This window comes from Kitasatospora sp. NPDC005748 (genome assembly GCF_040630735.1).
In the GTDB taxonomy this organism is placed as follows: Bacteria; Actinomycetota; Actinomycetes; order Streptomycetales; family Streptomycetaceae; genus Kitasatospora.
The window spans coordinates 1-26,589 of the sequence record NZ_JBEXYD010000013.1 but is presented as its reverse complement, the minus strand read 5'-3'; the positions used below and the strand labels follow the sequence as shown (position 1 = coordinate 26,589).

Sequence of the window (26,589 nt, the reverse complement as noted above, 5' to 3'; positions counted from 1 at the left end):
TCCGCCCCTGGTCGGCCGACGACTCGGTACGGCCGTTCCGGACCGGGGGTGCGCCCCTGCCTCCGGCCGGGGGGACCCCCACCCCGCCGGGGCGGGAAGGAGCCGGTCCTGTCCCCGGCGGCCGTCTTCTGACGGCAGACTCTTGCACATCCGGTCCGGACCGCGCAGGGCGGTCCCTCCCCGGAGGGCGCGCGGGAGCCCTAGAGCACCGGGCCGAGGGCGGGCAGCGTGGCGCCGTAGGGCTCGGGGACGACGCCCTCGACGGCGAGGATGCGGTGCAGCCGGGTGGCCACCAGCAGGCGCTGGAGCTGCGCCGGGACGGAGCGCAGCACCAGCCGGCGGCCGATGCGGCCGGCCCGGCGGTGGGTCCCCATGATCACACCGAGGCCGGTGGCGTCCCAGAACTCCAGCCGGGTGAGGTCCAGTACGAGGTCGCCCCGACCGCCGTCGACGGCCTGGTGCAGCCGGACCCGCGCGTCGGCGGCGGTGCGCACGTCGAGGCGGCCCTCGATGGCCAGCGCCGTCTGGTCGCCCGTGATGCGCATGGTCTCCTCCTCCGCCTGGCGGTCACTGGTACGGGTCGTTCCGCCCCGGCCGCGCGGGCCCGGATCGGGTGTCCACCGGGCGGGCGTGGAGCCCCGCGCCCGGGCCGGCCGCAGCATCGTCGGCGTGGGCCGGGTCCCCCTCATCTGACGGTGAACCAGGTCCGCAGGTTGCTGGTTCCGGCCAGATCTGAAGCAACTTCACTCGTCCGAGGGAATATACGCAGGAAGTCTCCACACCTACGCTCGATTACCGCCCAAATCACCCGTCTGCGGCACCCGGCGTGAGGAAACTCACCCGCCCCCGGCGAGGTGGGCCGTACGGTGCCGCGACCGCACGGCCCGGTCGGTCAGCGGCCCCGGCGGGTCACTTGGCCGGGTACGGGTAGAAGCCCTGCCCGCTCTTGCGGCCCAGGTCACCGGCGGTGACCATGCGGGCCATGATCTCCGGCGCGGCGAACTTCTCGTCCTTGGTCTCGGCGTAGATGTTCCGGGCGGCGTGCAGCAGGATGTCGACGCCGGTCAGGTCGGCGGTCTCCAGCGGGCCCATGGCGTGTCCGAAACCGAGTCGGCAGGCGGTGTCGATGTCCTCGGCGCTGGCGACGCCCGACTCGTACAGCTTGGCGGCCTCGACCACCAGCGCCATGATCAGGCGGGTGGTGACGAAGCCGGCCACGTCGCGGTTGACCACCACGACCTCCTTGCCGACCCCCTCGGCGAAGGCGCGCGCGGTGGCGAGCGTCTCGTCGCTGGTCTTGTAGCCGCGCACCAGCTCCACCAGGCGCATCAGCGGCACCGGCGAGAAGAAGTGCACGCCGACGACCGACTCGGGGCGCCCGGTGGCGGCGGCGATCCGGGTGATCGGGATGGCCGAGGTGTTGGAGGCCAGCACCGCGCCGTCCTTGGCGAGCTTGTCGAGCTCCTTGAAGACGGCTTCCTTGACGTCCAGCTGCTCGAAGACCGCCTCGACCACGATGTCGGCCTCGGCCACCGCGCCCAGGTCCGTCGTGGTGGTGATCCGGCCGAGCGCCGCCTCGGCGTCCTCGGCGGTCAGCCGGCCCTTGGCGACGAACTTCTCGTACGAGGCCCGGATACCGGCCACACCGCGCTGCAGCGCGGCCTCGGTGACGTCCCGCAGCACCACCGGGTGTCCGGCCTGGGCGGAGACCTGGGCGATACCGGCACCCATCAGGCCGGCACCGATCACGGCGATCTGCTTGCTGGACGCGTTGCTCATGGCTGGGTCTCCCGGATGCCGTCGCCGCCCTGCGGGCGGGCCCTGAAGGCGGCTCAGCGCAGGGGTCACCCGCTCATGAGCCGCGCCGCTCATGCGCCGGACTCTAATGCCCTTCCGCCCGCCGTGGTGTCATCCGGGAGTGTGATCTGCGACTGACCTGGCCCGATACCGGAAGGCCGTTGTTCAGATCGTCAGACCGAGGTCCTGCGCGAGGATCGCCGCCTGCACCCGGCTGCGCATCCGCAGCTTGGCGAGGATCCGGCTGACGTGCGTCTTGGTGGTCGCCTCGGCCATCTCCAGCCGCTCGGCGATCTCGCCGTTCGACATCCCCGCGCCGATGCAGGCCAGCACCTCCCGCTCGCGCGGGGTGAGCCCCGACACCGACTCCCGCGTCTCGGGTCCGACCGCGCGGCCGGGGCGGGCGAAGGTGCCGATCAGCCGCCTGGTCACCGACGGCGCCAGCATGCCGTCCCCGCGCGCCACCGTGCGGATGCCCTCGACCAGGGTGTCCGCCTCCAGGTCCTTCAGCAGGAAGCCGGCCGCCCCGGCCCGCAGCGCGCCGTAGACGTACTCGTCCAGGTCGAAGGTGGTCAGCACCAGCACCTGGGCGGCCCCCGCGGCCACCACCCGGCCGGTCGCCGAGACGCCGTCCAGCCGGGGCATCTGCACGTCCATCAGGACGACGTCGGGCCGCAGTTCCAGGGCCAGCCGCACCGCCTCCTCGCCGTCCGCGGCCTCCCCGACCACCTCCAGGTCCGGCTCCGCCCGCAGGATCATCACCAGCGCCGCCCGGACGGCCGCCTGGTCCTCGGCCACCAGCACCCGAATCGTCATGCCCGCCGCTCCCCTTCCGCCGCCACCGGCTCCCGCGGCAGCACCGCCCGTACTGTCCAGCGGTCCCCGACCGGACCGGCCTCGAAGCTGCCGCCGAGCAGCCCGGCCCGTTCCCGCATGCCCACCATCCCCGCCCGGGCGCCGGGCAGCTCCCGGCCCACGTCGGTGCGGTACGGGCTGTCCACGGTGATCCGCAGCTCCTGCGGGAGGTACTCCAGCAGGACGTGCACCCGGCCCGGGCCGGCGTGCTTGAGCGCGTTGGTGAGCGACTCCTGCACGATCCGGTACGCCGCCAGCCCGACCGGCACCGCCGGCTCCCCGCGCTCGCCGTGCTCCGCGAGCTCGAACTCCAGCCCCACGGCCCGCCCGGCGTCCCCGGCCTTGGCCAGCAGCGCGTCCACCGCACCCAGGTCGGGCGCGGCGTACGACGCGTCGGCCTCGCCGCCGCCGCTGTCGCGCAGCAGCCCGATCATGCGGCGCATTTCGGCCAATCCCTGCACGCTGTTCTCCCGGATCACCCCCAGCGCCGCCACCAGCGGATCCTCCGCCGTCCGGTGCTGGCGCCGGGCCACCGACTGGGCGCCGGTGGCGTGGATCGCGATGGCCGACAGGTGGTTGGCCACCACGTCGTGCAACTCCCTCGCCATCCGCGCCCGTTCGGCGACCACCGCCTCGCGCCGGTCCATCTCGGAGAGCAGCGCGGTCTGCTCGGCGCGCAGCCGCTGGCTCTCCGCCTCCTCACGGTGCCTGCGCACCAGGTCCCCGGTCCACACCGGTCCGAGGAAGATCAGCGAGGTGAGCACCACGACGGCCAGCGCCGTCGGGGCGTCGCTGTACAGGAAGGACAGGCTGCTCAGGACGAGCACCGAGGCGGCGCCGGACAGGTGCAGGACACGGGACATCCGCGGGCGCCCGTAGACCACCGCCGCGTAGAGCAGGTCGGTGTACATGATGGTGGTCGCGATCAGCGCACCGCTGAAGATGCTCGCCGCGAAGACCGCCCCGCCCAGCGTCACCGTCAGGATCGGGCGGGTGCGCCGGAACAGCTCCAGCGCGGCCGTGACCAGCAGCGGCGGCAGCACCAGCCAGCGCGGCACGGTTGAGGAGTGGTCGTAGACCTTGGACGCGATCAGCACCAGCCCGCCGAGCACCCCGAAGAGGGCGATCGCCCGGTCCTCCTGCCGCGGGGTGAGTGTCGGTCTGCGCACTCCCCTATCAGATCATCCCCGGCCGGTCCCCGGCTCCGGTCCAGGGAGGAGCCGCCGTACATCGAAAGGTGCAGGCCCGGTTCGGCGTCGGCGACGACGACGGGGGCGCCCCGGGCGGCAAGGCTGGGGGTACCGCCGAGAAGTCCGGGAGTCACCATGATCGTCACCCTCGTCATCGGGGCCGAGGTCGCCTTCTGGGTGCTCCTCGCCCTCGGGCTCGCCACCCGCTACCTGCTGCGGCTGCGCGGGGTGAGCACCGCGCTGCTGGTCGGCCTGCCGGTGGTGGACCTCACGCTCTTCGTGCTCACCGTGCTCGACCTGCGCGGCGGCGCCACCGCGAGCTGGACGCACGCGCTGGCCGCGAGCTACGCGGGCTTCTCGATCGGCTTCGGGCCGTCCCTGGTCCGCTGGGCCGACCGGCACTTCCCGTACCGCTTCGCCGGCGGCCCCAAGCCCAAGGGCGCCCCCAAGTACGGGCCCGCGCGGACCCGCCACGAGTGGGAAGTCTGCCGCCGCACCGTGGTCTCGGCCGCCATCACGCTGGCGCTGATCACCGCGCTCGTCCCGCTCTCCGACGGCGCCGCCGGCTTCGGCACCTTCACCGGCTGGTACCTGCGGCTGGGCATGGCGGCCGGGATCAACGTGATCGTGGCCGGCTGCTACTCGCTCTGGCCCAAGGAGGCGCCGGCCGGCGCGATCGTCGAGGACGGGCACGTGGTCGGCTGGAAGATCCCCCAGCAGCAGTAGCGGCCCGCCGCCGGACGCCCGACCGCCCCGCCGACCGGCGGGGCGGTCGGCTCAGCGGTTCTCGCCCGGCACCCAGAGCACGTCGCCACGCTCCTTGTTGGCCGCCCGGGCCAGGATGAACAGCAGGTCGGACAGCCGGTTGAGGTACTTGGCGGTCAGCGGGTTCACGGTGTCCCCGTGCTCCTCGATCGCCGCCCAGGTGGCCCGCTCGGCCCGCCGCACCACCGTGCAGGCCAGGTGCAGGTGGGCCGCGCCGACGGTGCCGCCGGGGAGGATGAAGCTGCGCAGCTTCTCCAGCGACTCCAGGTAGTGGTCGCAGTCCGACTCCAGCTTGTCGATGTAGGACTGCAGCACCCGCAGCGGCGGGTACTTCGGGTCCTCCACCACCGGGGTGGCCAGGTCCGCGCCGACGTCGAAGAGGTCGTTCTGCACCCGGACGAGCACCGCGGTGACGTCCTCGGCGAGGCCTCCGACGGCGATCGCCACGCCGATCGCGGCGTTGGCCTCGTTGGTGTCGGCGTACGCGATCAGGCGCGGGTCGGTCTTGGTGGTGCGGCTCATGTCACCGAGCGCGGTGGTGCCGTCGTCGCCGGTACGGGTGTAGATGCGCGTCAGATTGACCATGCCGCCCAGCCTAGCGAGCCGGGTTAGGCCGCGTTAACCCCCGGCCCGAGGGGCTCGTCGCTACGCGACGTTCACCCTCCCCCAGCCTCCGGCCGGGAGGTGCCCCCAACCCGAGCGTGTCGTCGCTACGCGACGTTCACTCTCCCCCAGCCTCCGGCCGGGAGGTGCCCCCACCCCGAGCGTGTCGTCGCTACGCGACGTTCACCCTCTGCCCGGGCGGGGCGGCTTCGAGCCAGGCGAGGAAGCCGGTCAGGGCGTCGTCGCTCATCGCCAGCTCCAGCGGGGCGCCGTTGTGCAGGCAGCGCAGCACGACCGAGCCGGAGAGCAGCGCCAGCTCCTCCTGGCCCTCGGGGTAGCGCCGGCCGAGCACCTCGATCTCCCGGCGGGGGAGCACCCGGCGCGGGCGCGGGGCGTACGAGAAGACCCGGAACCACTCGATCGAGTCACCGCTGTAGCGCCCGATACCAAAAACCCACCCCTTGCCATCGGTCTGGGGGACCGGGGCCGAGGTGGGTTTGCCGTTCTCGTCGAGGTCGGGCTGCGTCGAGGCGTCGGCGGGCATTTTGAGCCGGTAACTGCAGTCGAACGTTCCGCCGACCCGCTGGATCACACGGCGCCGTACCGCGAACGCCACCAGGCCGATCACACCCAGCGCAACGACCGCCGCGCACACCACAAGGGCGAGGACCATGCTCACCTACCTCCTCGCTACCCGCGTTCCCCGTATCGGTCGTATCAGGCGACCGCGTTGACCTACCAACTGAGACGACAGTCCCGGGGTCACGCTCGCGCGTCCCCGGGACCGTCGGTCGACCCCGCTAAGCGAGGGTCCTGCGCACTCAGGCGTGGGCCTTGAGACCGCGCGCCGCGAACAGACGCACCTCGGCGCGTCGCTCGGCGTGCTCGTCCAGGTCCGACTGTGCCTTCTCCAGTGCACGCTCGGCGCGCGCGACGTCGATCTCGTCCGCCAGCTCGGCGATCTCCGCGAGCAGAGACAGCTTGTTGTCGGCGAAGGAGATGAAGCCGCCGTGCACAGCGGCGATCACGGTGCCGCCGTCCACGGTGCGGATGGTGACCGGACCGGTCTCCAGCACGCTCAGCACCGGGGTGTGCCCCGGCATGATGCCGGTGTCACCGGAGGCCGTACGGGCGACGACGATGGTGGCCGCACCGGACCACACCTTGCGGTCGGCTGCGACCAGCTCGACGTGCAGCTCAGCCAACGTGGGCTCCTAGGCTCATGCAACCCCCGATTACTCGGGAGTTTCGGTAAGAATAACGGGCCCGCGCCCCCGGCATGAAACCGGCGGCACGGATTTGACCGGAATCACAGCCGGTGCGACGTGAGGGGTGGGTCCCAGGGCTGGGGCCCACCCCTCACGATCACACTCGGCTGCTACCGGACGCGACTACTTCTTCGCGAGCTCGGCGGCGTTCTTCTCGAGGTCCTCGATGCCACCGCACATGAAGAAGGCCTGCTCGGGGACGGAGTCGTACTTGCCGTCCGCGATCGCGTTGAAGGCCTCGATGGTCTCCGACAGCGGCACGGTCGAACCGTCGACGCCGGTGAACTGCTTCGCCACGTAGGTGTTCTGCGAGAGGAAGCGCTCGATGCGACGGGCACGGTGGACCGTGATCTTGTCCTCCTCCGACAGCTCGTCCATACCGAGGATGGCGATGATGTCCTGGAGGTCCTTGTACTTCTGCAGGATCCCCTTGATACGGATGGCCGTCTCGTAGTGGGTCTGCGCGATGTACCGCGGGTCGAGGATGCGGGACGTGGAGTCCAGCGGGTCGACGGCCGGGTAGATGCCCTTCTCCGAGATCGGGCGCGACAGAACGGTCGTCGCGTCCAGGTGGGCGAAGGTGGTGGCCGGGGCCGGGTCGGTCAGGTCGTCCGCGGGGACGTAGATCGCCTGCATCGAGGTGATCGAGTGACCGCGGGTCGAGGTGATGCGCTCCTGGAGGAGGCCCATCTCGTCGGCCAGGTTCGGCTGGTAACCCACCGCGGAGGGCATCCGGCCGAGCAGGGTCGACACCTCGGAACCGGCCTGGGTGAACCGGAAGATGTTGTCGATGAAGAGGAGCACGTCCTGCTTCTCGACGTCACGGAAGTACTCCGCCATGGTCAGCGCGGAGAGCGCGACGCGAAGACGGGTGCCCGGCGGCTCGTCCATCTGGCCGAAGACCAGCGCGGTCTTGTCCAGAACGCCCGAGTCCACCATCTCGTGGATGAGGTCGTTGCCCTCACGAGTGCGCTCGCCGACGCCGGCGAAGACCGACACACCACCGAAGTTCTCGGCGACGCGGTAGATCATCTCCTGGATCAGAACGGTCTTGCCGACACCGGCACCACCGAACAGACCGATCTTGCCACCGGTGACGTACGGGGTGAGCAGGTCGATGACCTTGATGCCGGTCTCGAACATCTCGGTCTTGGACTCGAGGTCCTTGAAGGCCGGCGCCTTGCGGTGGATCGGCCAGCGGACCTTGACCTCGGCCTCGAACTCGGCCTTGTCGACGTTCAGCACCTCACCGAGGGCGTTGAAGACCTTGCCCTTGGTGATCTGGCCGACCGGCACCGAGATGGCGGAGCCGGTGTCGGAGACCTGCGCGCCACGGACCAGGCCGTCGGTCGGCTGCATCGAGATGCCGCGGACCATGCCGTCGCCGAGGTGCTGCGCGACCTCGAGGGTCAGGACCTTCTTGCCCGAGCCGTCGGGGTTGTCCACCTCGACGTGCAGGGCGTTGAACATCTCCGGAATCGCGTCGACGGGGAACTCCACGTCGACGACCGGGCCGATGACCCGCGCGACGCGGCCCGTCGCCGTGGTCGGCTCAACAGTGGTGGTCATTCTCATTCGCTCCCGCGGCTAGCGTCGGCGAGGGCGTTGGCACCGCCGACGATCTCGCTGATTTCCTGGGTGATCTCGGCCTGACGGGCCGAGTTGGCAAGCCGCGTAAGCGACTTGATGAGCTCTCCGGCGTTGTCCGTCGCGCTCTTCATCGCGCGCCGGCGAGCGGCGTGCTCCGATGCGGCGGACTGCAGCAGGGCGTTGTAGATCCGGCTCTCGACGTACCGCGGCAGCAGTGCGTCGAGGACGCCCTCCGCCGACGGCTCGAAGTCGTACAGCGGGAAGATCTCGTGCGTGGCCTTCGACTCGTCGCTGAGCTCGACCTCGTCGAGCTTCAGCGGCAGCAGCCGGGCGTCCACCGCGGTCTGGGTCAGCATCGACTCGAACCGCGTCGAGATCACGTGGACCTCGTCGACACCGTCCGTCTCGGCCGTGAAGGCCGAGATCAGAGCGGCCGAGACCGCCTTGGCGTCGCCGTACGTCGGCTTGTCCGAGAAGCCCGTCCACGACTCCGCGACCGCGAGGTCACGGAAGCTGTAGTACGAGACGCCCTTGCGGCCGACGACGTACGTCACCACGTCCTTGCCCTCGCCGCGCAGGCGCTCGGCGAGCACCAGCGAGGCCTTGATGGCGTTGGACGAGTAGCCGCCCGCCAGACCGCGGTCCGCCGTGATCAGCAGTACCGCGGCGCGCGTGGCGGCCGGGTTCTCGCTGGTGAGCGGGTGCTTGGCGTTGGACCGGGTGGCCACCGCCGTCACCGCCCGGGTGAGCTCATCGGCGTACGGAGTGGAGGCGGCCACCGCGCGCTGCGCCTTACCGATGCGCGCCGCGGAGATCATCTCCATCGCCTTGGTGATCTTCTTCGTCGCGGTGACAGAGCGGATCCGGCGCTTGTAGACCCGAAGCTGTGCTCCCATGGGTCGTTACGTCCTTTCCCTCGCTACCGGACTCAGGCCTGCTCGGAGAGCAGCTTGCCGTCAGCCGTGGTGTAGCCCTGCTTGAAGGCCTCGATCGCGGAGGTCAGCGCGTCGATGGTGCCGTCCTCCAGCTTGGAGGTCTCGACGATGCCGGCCAGCAGGTTCTTGTGCTGAAGGCGCAGGTGGTCCAGGAACTCGCGCTCGAAGCGGCGGATCTCCGCGACCGGGACGTCGTCCAGCTTGCCGGTGGTGCCGGCCCAGATGGAGACGACCTGCTCCTCGACCGGGAACGGCTGGTACTGGCCCTGCTTGAGCAGCTCGACCATGCGCGCACCGCGCTCCAGCTGGGCCTTGGAGGCCGCGTCCAGGTCGGAACCGAAGCCGGCGAAGGCCTCCAGCTCACGGTACTGGGCGAGGTCCAGACGCAGACGGCCGGCGACCGACTTCATGGCCTTGATCTGGGCCGAACCACCGACGCGGGAGACCGAGATACCGACGTTCACAGCCGGGCGGATGCCGGCGTTGAACAGGTCGGACTCCAGGAAGCACTGGCCGTCGGTGATCGAGATGACGTTGGTCGGGATGTACGCCGAGACGTCGTTGGCCTTGGTCTCGATGATCGGCAGACCGGTCATCGAGCCGGCGCCCAGCTCGTCGGAGAGCTTCGCGCAGCGCTCCAGCAGGCGGGAGTGCAGGTAGAAGACGTCACCCGGGTAGGCCTCGCGGCCCGGCGGACGACGGAGCAGCAGCGACACGGAGCGGTACGCCTCGGCCTGCTTCGACAGGTCGTCGAAGATGATGAGGACGTGCTTGCCGTCGTACATCCACTCCTGGCCGATGGCCGAACCGGTGTACGGGGCGAGGTACTTGAAGCCGGCCGGGTCGGAGGCGGGAGCAGCCACGATCGTGGTGTACTCCAGCGCGCCGGCCTCCTCCAGGGCGCCACGCACGGACGCGATGGTGGAGCCCTTCTGGCCCACGGCGACGTAGATGCAGCGGACCTGCTTCTTCGGGTCGCCCGAGCGCCAGTTGTCGCGCTGGTTGATGATCGTGTCGATCGCCACCGCGGTCTTGCCGGTCTGGCGGTCGCCGATGATCAGCTGACGCTGGCCGCGGCCGATCGGGGTCATCGCGTCGATGGCCTTGATACCGGTCTGCATCGGCTCGTGGACCGACTTGCGGACCATGACGCCGGGGGCCTGCAGCTCCAGGGCGCGACGGCCGGTGGAGGCGATGTCGCCCAGACCGTCGATCGCGTTGCCCAGCGGGTCCACGACGCGGCCGAGGTAGCCGTCGCCGACCGGCACGGAGAGGACCTCGCCGGTGCGGCGCACCGTCTGGCCCTCCTCGATGCCGCCGAACTCACCGAGGATGACGACACCGATCTCACGGGTGTCGAGGTTCAGCGCGAGGCCGAGCGTGCCGTCCTCGAACTTCAGCAGCTCGTTCGCCATGACCGAGGGCAGACCCTCGACATGGGCGATGCCGTCCGCCGCGTCAGTGACCGTGCCGACCTCTTCACGCGAGGCGGCGTCCGGCTGGTACGACTGGACAAAGTCGGCCAGCGCGTCCCGGATTTCCTCCGGACGGATCGTAAGCTCCGCCATCAGGCTTCCCTGCTCTCCTAGTTTGCGATCCTCGGCCCGCCATTGAGGGCCGCAAGTATTCGACTCTCGGCCGGGTCTCTCGAACCGGCCGTACGATTTGCCGGCTCCGGTGGAGCCGGTTCCCGACCGAGGGTCGGATGTTCTTCGGTGCTCAGCCTTCGAGCGACTGGCGAGCGCCTTCGAGGCGGCTCGACACGGTGCCGTCGATGATCTCGTCGCCGATCTGGACCCGGACACCGCCGACGACCTCGGGGTCGACGTCGATGTTCAGGTGGACCCGGCGGCTGTACAGCCGGCCGAGAGCGCCTTCCAGGCGATCCTTCTGGCTGTCGGACAGCGGCACCGCGGTGGTGACCAGGGCCACCACGCGCCCGCGCCGTGCGGCGGCGAGCCTCGAGTAGGACTCGAGGCCCTGCTCCAGGCTACGGCCACGCGGGTGGTTCACCAGGGCGGTGATCAGCCGGACGGTGCCCGCGTTGGCGCGGCCACCGAGCAGCTTCTTGATCAGCTCGGCCTTGGCGACGGCGCCGGCCTTGGGCTCGGTCAGCGCGGAGCGCAGCTCGGTGGAGCCGTTCACCACCCGGCCGAACCGGAACAGCTCGTCCTCGACGTCGTCCAGGACACCGGCCTTGTCGGCGGCGATGACCTCGGCGTACGCGGCCAGCTCCTCGACCGAGTCGACCAGGTCGCGCGACCCCGACCAGCGGGAGCGGACCAGGCCGGAGACCAGGTCGATGGTCTCGCCGGAGACCTGCCCGGTCAGCAGCGAGGAGACCAGCTGGGCCTTGTCCTGGCCGGACCGGGACGGGTCGGTCAGGACGCGGCGCAGCGACACCTCACGGTCCAGGAGGACCGTGACGGCGGTGAGCTCCTCGGCGACCTTGACCGCGTCCACCGAGGTGGAGTCGGTCAGGGCTTCGAGGTTCTGCCGCCCGGCGGCGAGGGCCTCGCGGCTAGCGCCGATCACTTGGCCGCACCCGGAGCAACGGTGGCCTTGGCCTCCAGCTCGTCCAGGAACCGGTCGATCACGCCGCTCTGCCGCGTGTGGTCCTCAAGGGACTCGCCCACGATGCGGGAGGCCAGCTGCGAAGCGAGCGAACCCACGTCCTGGCGCAGGGCGGTGGTCGCCTGCTTCTTGTCGGCCTCGATCTGCGCGTGGCCGGCGGCGACGATGGCCTCGCGCTGACGCTGGCCCTCCTCGCGCATCTCGGTGAGCTGGGCAGCGCCCTGCTCGCGAGCCTGCTCGACGATGCGGGCAGCCTCGTGACGCGCCTCGGCGAGCTCGGCGCGGTACTGCTCAAGCAGGGCCTGGGCCTCGGCCTGAGCGGCCTCGGCGCGCTCCATGCCGCCCTCGATGGCGTCCCGACGCTCCGACAGCACCTTCTCGATGCTGGGGAGGAGCTTCTTGCCGAGCAGACCGAAGACGATGAAGAAGCAGAGCAGGCCGATGATGATCTCGGGCCACGCGGGGAGGAGAGGATTCATCTTCTCCTCAGCCGCGAACTGAGCCGCGATGGTCATATCTGGACCTTCCTCGAAAGGGTCTACGGCGGGATTACTTGTTGCCGAAGACGAACGGCATGACGATGCCGATGAGGGCGAGCGCCTCGGTCAGCGCGAAGCCGATGAACATGTTGGAGCGGATGAGGCCGGCGGCCTCGGGCTGACGGGCCATGGCCTGGACACCGTTACCGAAGATGAGACCGACGCCGATGCCGGGGCCAATCGCGGCCAGGCCGTAGCCGATGGAAGCGACGGAACCGTAGACAGTGCCCTCAGCGAGGAAGCTCATTGCAGTTGTCCTTTGCAGGGTGGTGAACCGGTGGTGATTGGCCACCGGGCGATCCGGGAGGTTGGTTCAGAGAGGGGCCGAGGCCCCCTGGCTCAGTGCGCCTCTTCGAGGGCACCGGCGATGTAGCTGCTGGCCAGCATCACGAAGATGTAGGCCTGCAGGAACTGGACCAGCAGCTCGAAGGCGGTCAGCGCGACGGCGACGATGAACGACGCCGAGCCGTAGAGCGCGCCCAGGGTCGGGCTGAGCAGGTACCAGGAGGCGATGGAGAACATCACGATCAGCAGGTGGCCGGCGAACATGTTCGCGAAGGCTCGGACCGCGAGCGTGAACGGACGCACGAAGATGTTCGAGAAGAACTCGATCGGCACCAGGATGAACATGACCCAGCCGGGGATACCCGAGGGCCAGCAGAGGTTCTTGAAGCCGCCGACGAAGCCGTGCTTCTTGAAGGTCAGCGTCATGTAGGTGATCCACACGACGCCGGCCAGGGCTGCCGGGAAGGCGATCGCGGCCGTCACCGGGAACTGGGCGAACGGGATGATCGACATGATGTTCATCAGCCAGATGAAGAAGAACATCGAGACGAGCATCGGGACGTACTTCTCGCCCTTCTTGCCGATCGTCTCCAGCACGATGGACCGCTTGACGAAGTCGTAGCCGATCTCACCGACCAGCTGCAGCTTGCCCGGGACCAGGCGCGGCTTGGCGAAGGCGGCCCAGAAGAAGACGACCACCAGCAGCGAGACGATGATCGACAGCAGCATCGGCTTGTTGAACTCGACGCTGCCGATCGTGAAGATCGGCTCGAACTGGAACTCGTTCAGGCCCGGGGCCGGGAAGCCGCAGCCAGCGTCCCCGAAGTGGCAACTGCCTGAGGCGAGCGAAGACGTGAGTTCAGCACTCACCACGGACTCCTTCGTCGTGACGCATGGTTACGGCAACCTCGGTGTGTCGGCGTGGCCCGAGGCCACGGTGCGGCACTGGAACTTGATGGGTTTCTCGCCGATCCCGCACGGCGGTGCGCTGCACCACAGCGGGATCATCGAAGACTGCAAGGATCCGGGGGGCGATCCGTCCATCGTGCGGACAGACCTGGCCTCTTCCCGTACTCCGTTGTTGCGACGGACGATAGCAGTCCGTCAGTGCGGCATAAACACTGCCCCCCTCGTTGGGGGGACAGCCGGGCCTCGTCACTGTTGACGCCCCGAGTCCGAGGGCTTGTCGCCCTTGTTTTCGGAGGCGTCGGCCTCGACGTAGAAGGTCTTGGCCTTGAGCGCACCGCGCACCTGGAAGCCCGTCCAGATCAGGGCGCAGCCCAGCAGGGTGAAGGCGAACGCCTGCCGGTTGAAGAGTTCGGTGTTCTTGAAGACCGCGAGGACGATGCCGACCAGCAGGATCTGCGTGGTGTAGACGAGCAGCCCCGCAGCCATCATCATCTGCGGGTTCGACCTGGTCAGCCGGTCGAGGGCGACCTGGCCGAAGCTGAAGAACGCCACCACCAGCAGCGCGCCGAAGAAGGCGCCGAGCAGTCCCTTGCCACCTGCGACGGCGAATGAGATCGCCATGGCGATGACTCCGGCGACCGCAGTGGGGATCGCGGCGCCTCGGAGGATCCGGGCGTCGTTGGACGGCATGTCGGCAGCTCCGGCGGCATGTCGATGTGGCAGGGGGACGGGCACAGAACGTGGTGGTGGTACCGACCAAGGGACCGCCGTGGACCGGCCGCTCTGCGGCGAGTCCGTCGAGGGAGACCGACCGGGGACGGAAGTCCTCCACCTGTCAGGTCTTTCGGCGTGTTCTCGGTACTCGTGAACGGTATCACAAACTATTTGATGAGAGCTTTACCATGATTGTGTGGCACCTGTCACACTGACGGCCCAAGGGTGCCTCCGTACGGGTGAACCACCTTGACGACGTGTCAGGTGTCGGACCCGCCGTTCGGACTAGTGGCCGCGACCGCTGCCGTGACCCCGGCCGCCGACCGCCGACGAGCCTCCCTTGCCCAGGCCGCCGAGCAGCTCCTTGTCCTTCGCGGAGAGCTCGGCCATCGGCTCCGAGGCGGCCGCGGCGGCGGCCGGGGCCTCACCCTCGGCGACCGGTGCGGCGGCGCGGACCGGCTTGCGGCGGCGGTAGCGCGGCGGCACGAAGGCCTGCACGGCCCGCGGCGCGCGCGGGCGGAAGCGCGGGGTGAGCAGCACCACCAGGCCGACCAGGCAGAGCCCCGCCAGCGTGAGGGCGACCGTGCGGCCGGTGTTGGTGACCGAGAAGGCCACGGTGCCGAAGGCGATCAGCGCGGCCCAGAAGTACATGATCAGGACGGCCCGGCTGTGCGAGTGGCCGACCTGGAGGAGCCGGTGGTGCAGGTGCCGCTTGTCCGCGGCGAACGGTGACTGGCCGGCCCAGGTGCGGCGCACCACGGCGAGCAGCAGGTCGGCCAGCGGCAGCGCGATGACGGTCAGCGGCAGCAGCAGCGGGATGTAGATCGGGACCAGGGCGTGCACGGTGGCGGTCTGCGAACCGGTCTCGCTGGTGATGAGGTCCGGGTCGACCCGGCCGGTGATGGAGATCGCGGCGACGGCCAGCATGAGGCCGAGCATCATCGAGCCGGAGTCGCCCATGAAGATCCGCGCCGGGTGCAGGTTGTGCGCCAGGAAGCCCAGGCACATCCCGATCAGCAGCACGCTGAACAGCACGGCGGGCGCCGCGTCGGTGATCGTGTAGCCGTACCAGAGCCGGTACGAGTAGAGGAAGAACGCCATCGCGGCGATGCAGACCATGCCGCCGGCCAGACCGTCCAGGCCGTCGATGAAGTTCACCGCGTTGACCATGACGACGACCATGGTGACCGAGATGACCATGCCCTGGGTGGGGCTGACCGCGACCGCGCCGACGCCGGGCACCGGCAGGGTGATCACGGTGACGCCCTGCCAGACCATCACGCCGGCGGCGATCATCTGACCGCCCAGCTTGACCAGGGCGTCCACGCCCCACTTGTCGTCGAGCACGCCGAGCAGCCACATGATCCCGGCGCCGGAGAGCAGCGCGCGGATGTCGGTGCCCTGCGAGAACACCTTGCTGAGGTTGTCCAGTTGGGAGGCGACCAGGATGCCCGCGCAGAGCCCGCCGAACATGGCGATGCCGCCCAGCCGGGGCGTGGGCTCGCGGTGCACGTCACGGGCGCGGACCGGCGGCATCGCGCCGGCCGCGATCGCGAACTTCCGGACCGGGCCGGTCAGCAGATAGGTGACGGCCGCAGTGCAGAACAGCACCAGCAGATACTCACGCACTACTGGCCTCCTGCGTCACTGTCCGACGGGTCGGTACCGAAGGTACTCCCGTGCCTGTCCGGGGTTCGAGGTGCGTCGCCACGGCACACACCTTATTGAGTCGGACGCCCGGCGCGTGCATCGCGGTTCGCCCTACCGGGTAGGAGAGTGCGACGCCCCCCGGCCCGGGGCGGCGAAGGCGCCCGCCAGCTCACGGACCCGGGCCCCGATCCGGACGTCCGTGCCCTCGACGAGCAGGCGACCGACCAGTGCGGCGATCTCGGCCAGCTCGGCCTCCCCCATGCCCTGGGTGGTGACGGTCCCGCTGCCGAGCCGGATCCCGGAGGCCTCGGACGGCGGCGCGGAGTCGTACGGCAGCGCGCACTTGCCGAGCAGCAGACCGGCGGCGGCGCAGCGGCGCTCGGCCTCGGCCCCGCTGACCCCGAGCGGTCGGACGTCGGCCGTCACCAGATGGGTGTCGGTACCGCCGGTCAACGGGCGCATCCCGGCCTCCGCGAGCCCCGCCGCCAGCACCCGCGCCCCCGCGACCGTGCGGTGGGCGTAGGCGCGGTACTCGGGGGTGCCCGCCCGGGCGAACGCGACGGCCTTGCCGGCCACCTCGTTCATCGCGGCGCCGCCCTGGCTGAACGGGAAGACCGCCCGGTCGATCCGCTCGGCCAGCTCGGCGGTGGAGAGCAGCAGGCCGCCGCGCGGGCCGCGGAGCAGCTTGTGGGTGGCGGCCACGGTGACGTCCGCGTACGGCAGCGGGGACGGCGCCACACCGGCCGCGACCAGGCCGGTGGTCTGGGCGACCGAGGCGATCAGATAGGCGTCCACCTCTTCGGCGATCGCCCGGAAGGCCGCCCAGTCCGGGTGCCGGGGGTGGGAGATCGAGCCGGCCACGATGGCCTTCGGCCGGTGCCGGCGGGCGAGCTCGCGGACCTGGTCGAGGTCGATCAGGCCGTCGTCCTCGCGCACCCCGTAGCCGATGAACTCGAACCAGCGGCCCGAGAAGTTGGCGCGCGAGCCGCAGCTCAGGTGGCCGCCGTGCTCCAGCGACATCGCCAGCACCACGTCACCGGGGCGCAGCAGCGCGGCGTACGCCGCCAGCATCGCCGAAGTGGCCGAGCGGGGCTGGACGTTGGCGTGCGGGGCGGCGAACAGCTGACGGGCCCGGTCGATCGCCAGCAGCTCGGCGGCGTCCGCCAGGGCACAGCCGGTGTGGTGGCGCCGTCCGGGGTAGCCCTCGGCGTACTTGTCGATCAGCGGGCCGCCCAGGGCGGCCAGGACGGCCGGATCGGTGAGGTTCTCCCCCGCCAGCAGCTGGATCGTCTCGGCGCGGCGCTCGGCCTCGGCGGCCAGCAGATCGGCCAGCTGCGGGTCGGCCCGGCGCAGCGCTTCGGACGCCCACCGCCCCGTCGTCTCGGAGGAACCGGTCGCGGCATCGGTGACGGTCATGGCGGAGCTCCCGGGCAGCGTCGGGCAGGTGCCTCCAGCGTAGGACCGGGCCCCGCCCGCGGCCTGCCGACGCGGACCCGATGCACCCGCCCGGGCGGCGCCGGCCCGGGGGCCGGCGGCGGCCCGGGGGCCGGCGGCGGCTCACCGCACGGAGCGCGGGGAGGGCATGCCGGTGAGGGCGGTGACCACCGGGTCCACCGCGTCGAATATCTCCTCGCCGCAGTTGCGGAACATGCCGATCGGCGCCCCGTACGGGTCGTGGACCTCGTCGGACTCCGGGCTGGCGGCGAGCAGCCAGCCGCGCAGCGCGGCCGCGGCCCGGACCAGGGCGCGGGCCCGCTCGGTGACGTCGGCGCCGCGGCGCGGATCGGGCAGGGTGCCCGGGTCTATCGTCCGGACCAGGCGGGTGAACTCCTTCAGGGTGAAGGTGCGCAGCCCCGCCTCGTGACCCATCGAGATCACCTGGGCGCGGTGGTCCAGGGTCGCGGTGAGCACCAGGTCGGCCTCGACCACGTGCTCGTCGAGCAGCTCGCGGCCGGCGAAGCCGCCGCTGTCGGCGCCGTACTCGTCCAGCACCGTGGCGGCGTGGTCCTCCATCGGCGCGCCCACGTGGCCCCAGGTGCCGGCGCTCTCCACCAGGATCCGGCCGGCCACCCGGGGGCTGAGCCGGGTGTCCAGCTCACGCCGGGTGAGCCGCTCGGCGATCGGCGAGCGGCAGATGTTCCCGGTGCAGACGAACAGGATGCGGAAGTGGTCCAGCGGCCTGGGGCCCACGCTCAGGTACGGCGATATGCCGGGCCCGGAGTGGAGGGAGGCGGTCGTCAACTGCCGGCCTCCAGGTCGGGGACGACCTCCCTCAGCTGCTCGGCGCTGATCGCGCCGGCCCGCAGCAGGACCGGGACCTTGCCCGTGACGTCGACGATGGAGGAGGCGACGGCGTGGTCGGCCCGGCCGCCGTCCAGGTAGACGGAGATCGCGTCGCCGAGCTGCTGCTGGGCCTCGTCGCAGGTGGCGGGGGACGGGCCGCCGGTCAGGTTGGCGCTGGAGACGGCGAGCGGGCCGGTGGCGTTCAGCAGCTCGATCGCGACCGGGTGCAGCGGCATCCGGACGGCGACCGTGCCGCGGGTCTCGCCGAGGTCCCAGCGCAGCGAGGGCTGGTGCTTGGCGACCAGGGTCAGCCCGCCCGGCCAGAAGGCGTCGACCAGCTCCCAGGCCTGCTCGGAGAAGTCCGTGACGAGTCCGTGCAGGGTGGTCGGCGAGCCCACCAGGACGGGCGAGGGCATGTTGCGGCCCCGGCCCTTGGCGGCCAGCAGTGCGGCGACGGCCTCCGGCGAGAAGGCGTCGGCGCCGACCCCGTACAGGGTGTCGGTGGGCAGCACGACGATTTCGCCGCGGCGGATGGCCGAGGCGGCCTCGCGCAGACCGGTGGCGCGGTCTCCGGCATCGGCACAGTCGTAGCGGCGGCTCATCGGTGCGGTCCCCTTCCGAGATGACTCATGACGGCGTTCACAGCGCGGCTCCGCGCCCGGTGGTGGTGCACCGGGTGTTCACAGCGAGACCCTTCGGGCCGTCGTGAAGCGGGGCCGGTTGTTGAGGTCGCGGTGGTCGGCGGTGTCCGTCCAACCGCCTTCCTCGTTGAAGATCCACGGCACCTGGCCGCCCTGGGTGTCGGCGTGCTCGATCACCACGGCGCCGCCCGGGCGCAGCAGGCGGGCGGCGACCCGCTCGATGCCGCGGATGGTGTCCAGCCCGTCCTCGCCGGAGAACAGCGACATCTGCGGATCGTGGTCGCGGGCCTCGGGGGCGACGTACTCCCACTCGGTGAGCGGGATGTACGGCGGGTTGGAGATCACCAGGTCGAAGCGGCCGTCCCAGGAACGGTCGTCCTCGAAGGCCTTGGTGGCGTCGCCGGCGTGCAGGGTGACCCGGGCCCGGTCGGAGCTGGCCTCGATGTTGCGCCGGGTGTACCGCAGCGCACCCTCGTCCAGCTCGAAGGCGTGCACCGTGGAGCGCGGCAGCTCCTGGGCGAGGGCGAGCGCGATGGCCCCCGAGCCGGAGCAGAGGTCGACCACCAGCGGCTCGGCGACGTCCATGTCGCGGACGGCGTCTATGGCCCACTCCACGACCGACTCGGTCTCCGGGCGGGGCACGAAGACGCCCGGACCGACCGCCAGCTCCAGGTAGCGGAAGAACGCGCGGCCGGTGATGTGCTGCAGCGGTTCACGCGCCTCGCGGCGGGAGACGGCCTCCCAGTACCGGGCGTCGAAGTCCGCGTCCTTCACCGTGTGCAGCTGGCTGCGCTTCACGCTGTGGACGTGCGCGGCCAGCTCCTCCGCGTCGAAGCGCGGCGACGGCACGCCGGCCGCGGCCAACCGCTGGGTGGCCTGGGCCACCTCGGCAAGCAGCAGGTTCACGAACGACCTCTTGTTTCTGCGCTGCGGCTTCTCTGGTGCATTCGGGCCCGGGGGCCGGTCTCAGTTCTGCTGGGCCGCGGCGAGCTTGGCCTCGGCGTCCGTGTCCACGCAGGACTGGATCACCGCGTTCAGCTCGCCGTCCAGGACCTGGTCCAGGTTGTAGGACTTGAAGCCCGTGCGGTGGTCCGAGATGCGGTTCTCGGGGTAGTTGTAGGTGCGGATGCGCTCGGAGCGGTCCACCGTGCGGACCTGGCTGCGACGCGCGTCCGAGGCCTCCCGCTCGGCCTCCTCCTGCGCGGCGGCCAGCAGCCGCGAACGCAGGATGCGCATCGCCTGCTCCTTGTTCTGCAGCTGGCTCTTCTCGTTCTGGCAGGACGCCACGATACCGGTCGGGAGGTGGGTGATCCGGACCGCCGAGTCGGTGGTGTTGACGGACTGCCCGCCGGGACCGGACGAACGGTAGACGTCGATCCGCAGGTCGTTGGCCACGATCTCGACCTCGACCTCCTCGGCCTCGGGGGTGACCAGCACGCCGGCCGCGGAGGTGTGGATGCGGCCCTGCGACTCGGTGGCGGGGACGCGCTGCACGCGGTGGACGCCGCCCTCGTACTTCAGCTTGGCCCAGACGCCCTGGCCGGGCTCGGTGCTGCCCCTGGTCTTCACGGCCACCGAGACGTCCTTGTAGCCGCCGAGGTCGGACTCGTTGGCGTCGATGATCTCGGTCTTCCAGCCGATCCGCTCGGCGAAGCGCAGGTACATCCGGAGCAGGTCGCCGGCGAAGAGCGCCGACTCCTCGCCGCCCTCACCCGCCTTGATCTCCAGGATGACGTCCTTGTCGTCGTTCGGGTCACGCGGGACGAGCAGCAGGCGCAGCTCCTCGGTCAGCTCCTCGCGCCGGGCCTCGGAGTCCTTCACCTCGGCGAGGAACTCCGGCTCTTCGGCGGCGAGTTCGCGCGCTGCCTCGATGTCCTCGCCGGCCTGGCGCCAGGCCCGGTAGACCCGGGTGATCGGCGTCAGCTCGGCGTAGCGCTTGGCGAGCTTGCGCGCGTTGGCCTGGTCGGCGTGGACGGAGGGGTCGGCCAGCCTCGTTTCGAGGTCGGCGTGCTCGACGAGGAGCTCTTCGACTGCCTCGAACATGAAGGGGCCTTCTTCCCTGGGAACCGGTGGAGGGATGACACGGACGAGTCGTGGGACGCGAACGGCGCCGGTCTCCAGCGCCCCCGGAACGAGTACGGGGGCACCGGAAACCGGCGCCGAGGGAGCGCTAGGCCTTCGCGCTGTGCTGCTTGCCGAAGCGGGCCTCGAAGCGGGCCACGCGGCCACCGGTGTCGAGGATCTTCTGCTTGCCGGTGTAGAACGGGTGGCACTGCGAGCAGACCTCGGCGCGGATCTCGCCACTGGTCTCGGTCGAGCGGGTGGTGAACTCGGCGCCGCAGGTGCAGGTCACATGGGTGACCACGTACTCGGGGTGAACGTTGGGCTTCAAGGGGATCTCCTAGGTTCGGGAGGGCACCGGGTCGGCGGCTTGAATGCCGCACGTGAACCGGGACCGACGTACCAGTCTGCCAGGACCGGTCGCTTCTTCCCAAACCGGGTCGCGTTCCGGGATATTCCGGGCCCGGCCGACGGGACCGACGGGGCGGCCATGCGCCCGCCCGCCGGCCGGTCGGCGGGCGGGTCAGCGCCGCGGCGAGGGGCTCGCCGCGGTACCCGCGGCGGGCTGCGCGGAGGCCCTGCCGGAGGCCTGGGGGGCCGCCGTGGGGGCCGCCGGGGTGGCCTGGGCGGGGTTCTGCGGCTGCTCGGCCAGGACGGCCTGCGGGAGCGGCTGGTCGGCCTTCAGAGCCGCCCAGAGCTGGTCGGCCCGGGGCTGCTGGGCGACCACCCGGTTGGCGTCGCCGGGCGCCGTCACCACCGGCAGGGTGACCATCGAGAGCTGGTCGGGGCCGATCCCCTTGAGTTCCTCGGCCAGCCCCACCAGCGAGTTCACCGAGGCCAGCGCCGAGTCGGTGGTGATGCTGCGGGTCAGGGTGTCGCCGACCGACCAGAGCTTGACCGGGTTGCCGAACAGCCCGATCCCGCCGGCCTGGCCGAGCAGCGACTTCACCATCTGCTTCTGCAGCTCGATCCGGCCGAGGTCGCTGCCGTCGCCGACGCCGTGCCTGGTCCGGACGAAGGCCAGCGCCTGCTGCCCGCCGAGGTGGTGCTCGCCGGCCGCGAGGTTCAGCCCGCTGTCCTTGTCGTCGATCGGGACGGTGGTGGTCACGGTGGCCCCGCCGAGCGCGTCGACGACCCGGGCGAAGCCGGCGAAGTCGATCTCGATGTAGTGGTCCATCCGCAGGCCGGTCAGCACTTCGGTGGTCTTGACCGCGCACGCGGCGCCACCGGTCTCGTACGCGCTGTTGTACATCGCCCGCTTGGCACCGGCGGCGGTCTTGCCCTTGCCGTCCGTGCAGTCGGGGCGGGTGACCAGGGTGTCCCTGGGTATGGAGACCACGTCGGCCCGGGTGTGGCCCTGGTCGACGTGCACCACCATCGCGGTGTCCGAACGGGCGGTGTCGCCGGTGTCCCCGCCGGCCAGCGCGCCGTTCCCGCCGGCCCGCGAATCCGAGCCCAGGACGAGGACGTTGAACGAGCCGTCGGTGGCGGACGGCGGCCGGGCCGTGCCCAGCCGGGCGTCGATGTCGACGCTCTTGATGTTGCCGTTCAGCTTGAAGTACGCGTACCCGGCCGCACCGGCGCCGAGGACGACGAGCGCGGCGAACGCGCACGCGGCCACCCGCAGGACCGTGCGGCGGCGGCTCGGGATCCTCTTGTGGTCGGCCATACGGTCCAGAGTAAATCGGACAACATGATCCATAGGGTTCCAAATGTCCCAACTCTGGAACAAGCACAGAACCCTGGCCCGCTCGCGCGGACCAGGGTTCTGTGCTCACGAGCCGCTCGGCAGCGGTCAGTCGCCGGACCCGGGGGTCGTCTTGGCGATCTGCATGAGGAACTCGGCGTTGCTCTTGGTCTGCTTCATCTTGTCCAGCAGCAGCTCGATCGCCTGCTGCGAGTCGAGCGCGTGCAGCACCCGGCGGAGCTTCCAGACGATGGCCAACTCCTCGCTGCCCAGCAGGATCTCCTCCTTGCGGGTGCTGGAGGCGTCGACGTCGACGGCCGGGAAGATGCGCTTGTCCGAGAGCTTCCGGTCGAGCTTGAGCTCCATGTTGCCGGTGCCCTTGAACTCCTCGAAGATGACCTCGTCCATCCGCGAGCCGGTCTCGACCAGCGCGGTGGCCAGGATCGTCAGCGAGCCGCCGTTCTCGATGTTGCGCGCGGCACCGAAGAACTTCTTCGGCGGGTACAGCGCGGTCGAGTCGACACCACCGGACAGGATGCGGCCGGAGGCCGGCGCCGCCAGGTTGTAGGCGCGGCCCAGGCGGGTGATCGAGTCCAGCAGGATCACCACGTCGTGGCCCAGCTCCACCAGACGCTTGGCGCGCTCGATGGCCAGCTCCGCGACGGTGGTGTGGTCCTCCGCCGGGCGGTCGAAGGTCGAGGAGATGACCTCGCCCTTCACCGACCGCTGCATGTCGGTGACCTCTTCCGGACGCTCGTCCACCAGGACGACCATCAGGTGGCACTCGGGGTTGTTGTGGGTGATCGCGTTGGCGACCGCCTGCAGCACCATCGTCTTACCGGTCTTCGGCGGCGCGACGATCAGACCGCGCTGGCCCTTGCCGATCGGCGACACCAGGTCGATGATCCGGGTGGTCAGGATGCCCGGGTCGGTCTCCAGGCGCAGTCGGTCCTGCGGGTAGAGCGGGGTCAGCTTGTTGAACTCGGGACGGCCGCGGCCGCTCTCCGGGTCCATGCCGTTGACGGAGTCCAGCCGCACCATGGCGTTGAACTTCTCGCGGCGCTCGCCGTCGCGCGGCTGGCGCACCGCGCCGGTGATGGCGTCACCCTTGCGCAGGCCGTTCTTGCGGACCTGGGCGAGCGACACGTAGACGTCGTTCTGGCCCGGCAGGTAGCCGGAGGTCCGGACGAACGCGTAGTTGTCGAGGATGTCGAGGATGCCCGCGACCGGGATCAGCACGTCGTCGTCGCCGACCTGCGGCTCGGCGGGGCCGACCTCGAAGCCCTCGCGGCGGGTGCCGCGGCCCCGGCGGTCACGGTAGCGGCCGCGGCGGCCGCGGCGGCCGTCGCCGAACTCGTCGTCGTCGTAGCCGCCCTGCTGCGCCTGCGGCTGGGCCTGCTGGCCACCGCTCTGGCGGCTCGGCTGGCTCTCGCCCTGACCGCCCTGCTGCTGGCCCTGGCCACCCTGGCCCTGACCCTGGCCGCCCTGGCGGTCGGCACGGTCCCGGCGGTTGCGGCGGTCACGGCGCGACTCGCGGGAGTCGGCGTCCTGGCCGGCCTGGGCGTCGCCGCCCTCCTGGCGGCCCTCGCGCTCGCCGCCCTCGCGGCGGTCGCGGCGGTCCCGGCGGTCCCGGCGGGTCTCGGTACGACCCTCCTCGCGGCCCTCGAAGCCGCGGGCCTCGGCCGGGCGGGCCTCGGCCTGCTTGGCCTCGGTGGCGACGGCGGCGGGCGCCTCGGCGACCGCGTCGGCGGTCGGCGCGCCGGCGGCCGAGGTGGCCCGGCGGCGGGTGCGCTCGGCACGGGCCGGCGCGGCGGTCTCGGCGGCGGCCTGGACCGGGATGTCGATCTGGGCCTGCTCGTCGGCGGCCGGGGCCTCGGCCTGGGCGGCCTTGGTCCGGCGGGCGGGCTTCTCCGCCGGCTCGGCGGAGCCGGCCTTGGCGGCGGTGCGCTTGGCGGCCGGAGCGGCGGCGGGAGCGGCACCGGCGGCGAGCAGCGGGTCCCCGCCGCTCTTCTCCTTGATGGCCTCGATCAGCTGGCTCTTGCGCAGGCGTCCCGTGCCGCTGATACCGAGCGTCGAGGCGAGCTTCTGCAGCTCGGCCAGGACGAGGCCGTCCAGGCCCGCGGCAGCGGTGCGACGGCGCCGGGCCGGGGCCGCGGGGGCGGCGGCTGCGTCCGACGCCTCGGCGTCCGGGCGCGCGCCCATCAGATCGGTGGTGTCGCTCACTAAGGGTCCTTCCCTGGAGCGGACGTCGGCCTGTCTGGCTCGGCGACCGGTTGTGCTGTCCTGACCAACGCTCGACTGCGTCGGTCCGAGGCGGTGATCCCCCGGATGGCGGGTAGCCAGTCGGAGGAGAGCTGCGAGGTGCGGTGCGTGATGCACGGTGGTGCTGATTGGCGCGGTGGGACGGTCGCATGCCGACCCTCCCCCAGCCGGCCATGGCCGGGTGGTACCCCCACGCTGCCTGCGAATCCCGGGCCCCCGTCGCGTGACGGTGGCCCGCGCTCCGCCCGTCCTTGCCTCAAGGTGGGAGGCCGCGGGTGGGAGTCAGGTGCCGTCACGGCTTCGGGATGCGGCCGCAAGTCGCGCAGGCAGGCTGCGTACGCGCTGCGGTGGGCTCCCGGAGAATCGTCGTCCCGTACATCGCCGGGACTCCGCCTGGGCGGAGTGCTGGGATCGGGACGCGGCGCACCGAGCCCCGGAGGGCACCTGGTGCAGCAATGAGGTTAACACTACCGACCCCCTCAGACATTCCCCAGCCTTGCGCTTGCCAATCGTGTCCGGACGGTCCGGCCCGGACACGGCCGGATCCGGGCCGCCGGACCGGTGCTCAGCCGTCGAGCGGGAGCACCGAGGCCCCGGCCCGGTCGAGCTCCAGACGGTGTGCGGCGAACACCGCACCGCCCTGACCTGCGTCCTCGGCGAAGGCCAGCACCTTGTCGGCGCCCGCCTCGTCGGTGAGCGCGAGTACGGTCGGGCCGGCGCCGGAGATCACCGCGGGGATGCCCTCCGCGCGCAGCGCGCCCACCAGGGCGGCGCTGTCCGGCATCGCCGAGGCCCGGTAGTCCTGGTGCAGCCGGTCCTCGGTCGCGGCGAGCAGCAGCTCGGGCCGGCGGGTCAGCGCCTCGACCAGCAGCGCGGCACGGCCGGCGTTGACGGCGGCGTCGGCCAGCGGGACGGTCCGGGGCAGCAGACCGCGGGCGGTCTCGGTGAGCACCTCGGTCGCCGGGACGAAGACCACCGGGACGACCCGGTCGGACGGCTCCAGGGTGACGGCCTTGGCCGACTCCTCGTCCGTCCAGGCCACCGTGAAGTTGCCGCGCAGGCAGGCCGCGACGTTGTCGGGGTGGCCCTCCAGCTCGGAGGCGAGGGCCACCAGCGCGTCGTCGTCCAGCGCGGACGGGCCGCCGATGGTGACGGCACGGGCGGCCACGATGCCGGCGCAGATCGCGGCGGAGGAGGAGCCCAGGCCACGGCCGTGCGGTATCCGATTGGCGCAGACCACTTCGAGGCCGCGCGGCTGGCCGCCGAGCCGGTCGAAGGCGGCGCGCATCGCGCGCACCACCAGGTGGCGCTCGTCCCGGGCGAGCGTCTCGGCGCCCTCACCGGCGATGTCGACGGTGAGCCCGGAGTCGGCGACCCGGACGACCACGTCGTCGTACAGACCCAGCGCGAGTCCGAAGGCGTCGAAGCCCGGGCCGAGATTGGCGCTGGTCGCGGGAACCCGGACCCGGACGGCGGCGGCACGGAACGCAGGACCGGCCATGCGGTGGACTCTCCTGGGGAAATCGGGCGGCGCGAAGCGCGTCGGTGCGAGGGTGGGAGGGGGCCGCGGGCCCCGATCGGGGTGGGCGGTCACAGCCGTCGTCGCGACCCCTGGAGGGGTCGGACCCGGGGCATGTGCCACACGGCCGAACCCAGAGTATCGAAGAGAGGTTCCACAGTGGTACACCCCGTGGGCCTTCGATCTGGTGTGTTGCCGTTTCTGGCCGGAATACGTGCCGGAATGGCACCGGAATACGTGGCTGAATTGACACAAAAGTGTCAGCCGAGAACGGCTGTGGGCCGCCCCCCGAAAGGGGGGGTCGGCCCACTGCTTACTCGCCCGCTCGCCTCCGGGGCGCTCGGCCCCGGTGCCGACGGTCGGCGCCCAGTGTCCTCGCCCGCTCGCCTCCGGGGCGCTTCGACCCGGCGCCGACGGTCGGCGCTCCAACGCCCCTCGTTCCTCGGGGCGTCCTCGCTTCTC

At 71.2% G+C, this 26,589-nt stretch carries 26 protein-coding genes; 1 reads left to right on the top strand and 25 read right to left on the bottom strand.

Going from position 1 to position 26,589, the window contains the following annotated elements; genetic code table 11:
• Positions 1 to 200: 200 nt before the first annotated feature.
• The 4 genes from ABZ495_RS13050 to ABZ495_RS13035 all read right to left on the bottom strand — a co-directional run bounded on the left by ABZ495_RS13050 (position 201) and on the right by ABZ495_RS13035 (position 3,821).
• Positions 201 to 545: an STAS domain-containing protein gene (locus tag ABZ495_RS13050; protein ID WP_329489626.1), complete on the bottom strand. Its 345-nt coding sequence runs from the start codon at positions 543 to 545 to the stop codon at positions 201 to 203.
• A gap of 364 nt (positions 546 to 909) precedes the next feature.
• Complete coding sequence (locus ABZ495_RS13045) at positions 910 to 1,779, bottom strand: 3-hydroxyacyl-CoA dehydrogenase family protein (protein ID WP_359803136.1); 870 nt, start codon at positions 1,777 to 1,779, stop codon at positions 910 to 912.
• Between the two features lie 183 nt (positions 1,780 to 1,962).
• Positions 1,963 to 2,613, bottom strand: coding sequence for a response regulator transcription factor (locus tag ABZ495_RS13040; RefSeq protein WP_329489624.1), 651 nt, complete (start codon positions 2,611 to 2,613; stop codon positions 1,963 to 1,965).
• Positions 2,610 to 3,821 (bottom strand): histidine kinase, encoded by a 1,212-nt coding sequence (locus ABZ495_RS13035; protein WP_359803138.1) that lies wholly within the window; start codon positions 3,819 to 3,821, stop codon positions 2,610 to 2,612. Before ABZ495_RS13035 ends, ABZ495_RS13040 begins: the two co-directional genes overlap by 4 nt.
• Before the next feature lie 156 nt (positions 3,822 to 3,977).
• Between ABZ495_RS13035 and ABZ495_RS13030 the strand changes: the two genes are divergently transcribed.
• Positions 3,978 to 4,568 carry a hypothetical protein gene (locus ABZ495_RS13030; protein ID WP_359835711.1) on the top strand — a complete coding sequence of 197 codons (591 nt, stop codon included), beginning with the start codon at positions 3,978 to 3,980 and terminating at the stop codon, positions 4,566 to 4,568.
• A 51-nt stretch (positions 4,569 to 4,619) separates the two neighbouring features.
• On the opposite strand, the gene ABZ495_RS13025 is transcribed toward ABZ495_RS13030, so the two are convergent.
• From ABZ495_RS13025 to thrB, 21 genes are all read right to left on the bottom strand, one after another.
• Entirely contained in the window at positions 4,620 to 5,192 is a 573-nt protein-coding gene (locus ABZ495_RS13025) for a cob(I)yrinic acid a,c-diamide adenosyltransferase (protein WP_359835709.1), read from the bottom strand.
• A 190-nt stretch (positions 5,193 to 5,382) separates the two neighbouring features.
• Positions 5,383 to 5,883: a DUF2550 domain-containing protein gene (locus ABZ495_RS13020; RefSeq protein WP_329489620.1), complete on the bottom strand. Its 501-nt coding sequence runs from the start codon at positions 5,881 to 5,883 to the stop codon at positions 5,383 to 5,385.
• A 148-nt stretch (positions 5,884 to 6,031) separates the two neighbouring features.
• The gene (locus ABZ495_RS13015; protein WP_148642910.1) at positions 6,032 to 6,415 is read right to left on the bottom strand and encodes a F0F1 ATP synthase subunit epsilon; all 384 of its coding nucleotides are present in this window, start codon (positions 6,413 to 6,415) and stop codon (positions 6,032 to 6,034) included.
• Positions 6,416 to 6,601: 186 nt separating this feature from the next.
• Positions 6,602 to 8,047: a F0F1 ATP synthase subunit beta gene (gene atpD / locus ABZ495_RS13010; protein WP_329489619.1), complete on the bottom strand. Its 1,446-nt coding sequence runs from the start codon at positions 8,045 to 8,047 to the stop codon at positions 6,602 to 6,604.
• A 2-nt stretch (positions 8,048 to 8,049) separates the two neighbouring features.
• A complete protein-coding gene (locus tag ABZ495_RS13005; protein ID WP_329489618.1) occupies positions 8,050 to 8,964 on the bottom strand; it encodes a F0F1 ATP synthase subunit gamma in 915 nt (304 codons plus the stop codon).
• 32 nt (positions 8,965 to 8,996) lie between these two features.
• The gene (atpA, locus tag ABZ495_RS13000) at positions 8,997 to 10,571 is read right to left on the bottom strand and encodes a F0F1 ATP synthase subunit alpha (RefSeq protein ID WP_329489617.1); all 1,575 of its coding nucleotides are present in this window, start codon (positions 10,569 to 10,571) and stop codon (positions 8,997 to 8,999) included.
• Positions 10,572 to 10,722: 151 nt separating this feature from the next.
• A complete protein-coding gene (locus tag ABZ495_RS12995; protein ID WP_359835707.1) occupies positions 10,723 to 11,538 on the bottom strand; it encodes a F0F1 ATP synthase subunit delta in 816 nt (271 codons plus the stop codon).
• Positions 11,535 to 12,092: a F0F1 ATP synthase subunit B gene (locus ABZ495_RS12990; RefSeq protein ID WP_359803146.1), complete on the bottom strand. Its 558-nt coding sequence runs from the start codon at positions 12,090 to 12,092 to the stop codon at positions 11,535 to 11,537. The genes ABZ495_RS12995 and ABZ495_RS12990 overlap by 4 nt, the downstream gene beginning before the upstream one ends.
• A gap of 34 nt (positions 12,093 to 12,126) precedes the next feature.
• Complete coding sequence (gene atpE / locus ABZ495_RS12985; RefSeq protein ID WP_148642913.1) at positions 12,127 to 12,363, bottom strand: ATP synthase F0 subunit C; 237 nt, start codon at positions 12,361 to 12,363, stop codon at positions 12,127 to 12,129.
• 92 nt (positions 12,364 to 12,455) lie between these two features.
• On the bottom strand, positions 12,456 to 13,271 hold the full coding sequence (gene atpB, locus ABZ495_RS12980) for a F0F1 ATP synthase subunit A (RefSeq protein WP_359803148.1): 816 nt from the start codon (positions 13,269 to 13,271) through the stop codon (positions 12,456 to 12,458).
• 285 nt (positions 13,272 to 13,556) lie between these two features.
• Positions 13,557 to 14,000, bottom strand: a complete 444-nt coding sequence (locus ABZ495_RS12975) for a hypothetical protein (RefSeq protein WP_329489613.1) — start codon at positions 13,998 to 14,000, stop codon at positions 13,557 to 13,559.
• A gap of 309 nt (positions 14,001 to 14,309) precedes the next feature.
• Positions 14,310 to 15,653, bottom strand: coding sequence for an MraY family glycosyltransferase (locus ABZ495_RS12970; RefSeq protein ID WP_352289373.1), 1,344 nt, complete (start codon positions 15,651 to 15,653; stop codon positions 14,310 to 14,312).
• Positions 15,654 to 15,785: 132 nt separating this feature from the next.
• The gene (locus ABZ495_RS12965; RefSeq protein ID WP_359803150.1) at positions 15,786 to 17,090 is read right to left on the bottom strand and encodes a serine hydroxymethyltransferase; all 1,305 of its coding nucleotides are present in this window, start codon (positions 17,088 to 17,090) and stop codon (positions 15,786 to 15,788) included.
• 141 nt (positions 17,091 to 17,231) lie between these two features.
• Positions 17,232 to 17,882 (bottom strand): protein-tyrosine-phosphatase, encoded by a 651-nt coding sequence (locus ABZ495_RS12960; RefSeq protein ID WP_329492247.1) that lies wholly within the window; start codon positions 17,880 to 17,882, stop codon positions 17,232 to 17,234.
• 29 nt (positions 17,883 to 17,911) lie between these two features.
• A complete protein-coding gene (locus ABZ495_RS12955; protein ID WP_329489610.1) occupies positions 17,912 to 18,559 on the bottom strand; it encodes an L-threonylcarbamoyladenylate synthase in 648 nt (215 codons plus the stop codon).
• A 78-nt stretch (positions 18,560 to 18,637) separates the two neighbouring features.
• A complete protein-coding gene (gene prmC / locus ABZ495_RS12950; protein WP_329489609.1) occupies positions 18,638 to 19,504 on the bottom strand; it encodes a peptide chain release factor N(5)-glutamine methyltransferase in 867 nt (288 codons plus the stop codon).
• Positions 19,505 to 19,564: 60 nt separating this feature from the next.
• Entirely contained in the window at positions 19,565 to 20,641 is a 1,077-nt protein-coding gene (gene prfA / locus ABZ495_RS12945) for a peptide chain release factor 1 (RefSeq protein WP_329489608.1), read from the bottom strand.
• A gap of 127 nt (positions 20,642 to 20,768) precedes the next feature.
• Positions 20,769 to 20,990, bottom strand: a complete 222-nt coding sequence (gene rpmE, locus ABZ495_RS12940; protein WP_329489607.1) for a 50S ribosomal protein L31 — start codon at positions 20,988 to 20,990, stop codon at positions 20,769 to 20,771.
• A 192-nt stretch (positions 20,991 to 21,182) separates the two neighbouring features.
• Positions 21,183 to 22,328, bottom strand: coding sequence for an LCP family protein (locus tag ABZ495_RS12935; RefSeq protein ID WP_359835704.1), 1,146 nt, complete (start codon positions 22,326 to 22,328; stop codon positions 21,183 to 21,185).
• A 126-nt stretch (positions 22,329 to 22,454) separates the two neighbouring features.
• Positions 22,455 to 24,569 carry a transcription termination factor Rho gene (gene rho, locus ABZ495_RS12930; RefSeq protein WP_359803153.1) on the bottom strand — a complete coding sequence of 705 codons (2,115 nt, stop codon included), beginning with the start codon at positions 24,567 to 24,569 and terminating at the stop codon, positions 22,455 to 22,457.
• Positions 24,570 to 25,173: 604 nt separating this feature from the next.
• Positions 25,174 to 26,109 carry a homoserine kinase gene (gene thrB, locus ABZ495_RS12925; protein ID WP_359803155.1) on the bottom strand — a complete coding sequence of 312 codons (936 nt, stop codon included), beginning with the start codon at positions 26,107 to 26,109 and terminating at the stop codon, positions 25,174 to 25,176.
• Between the last annotated feature and the right edge of the window lie 480 nt (positions 26,110 to 26,589).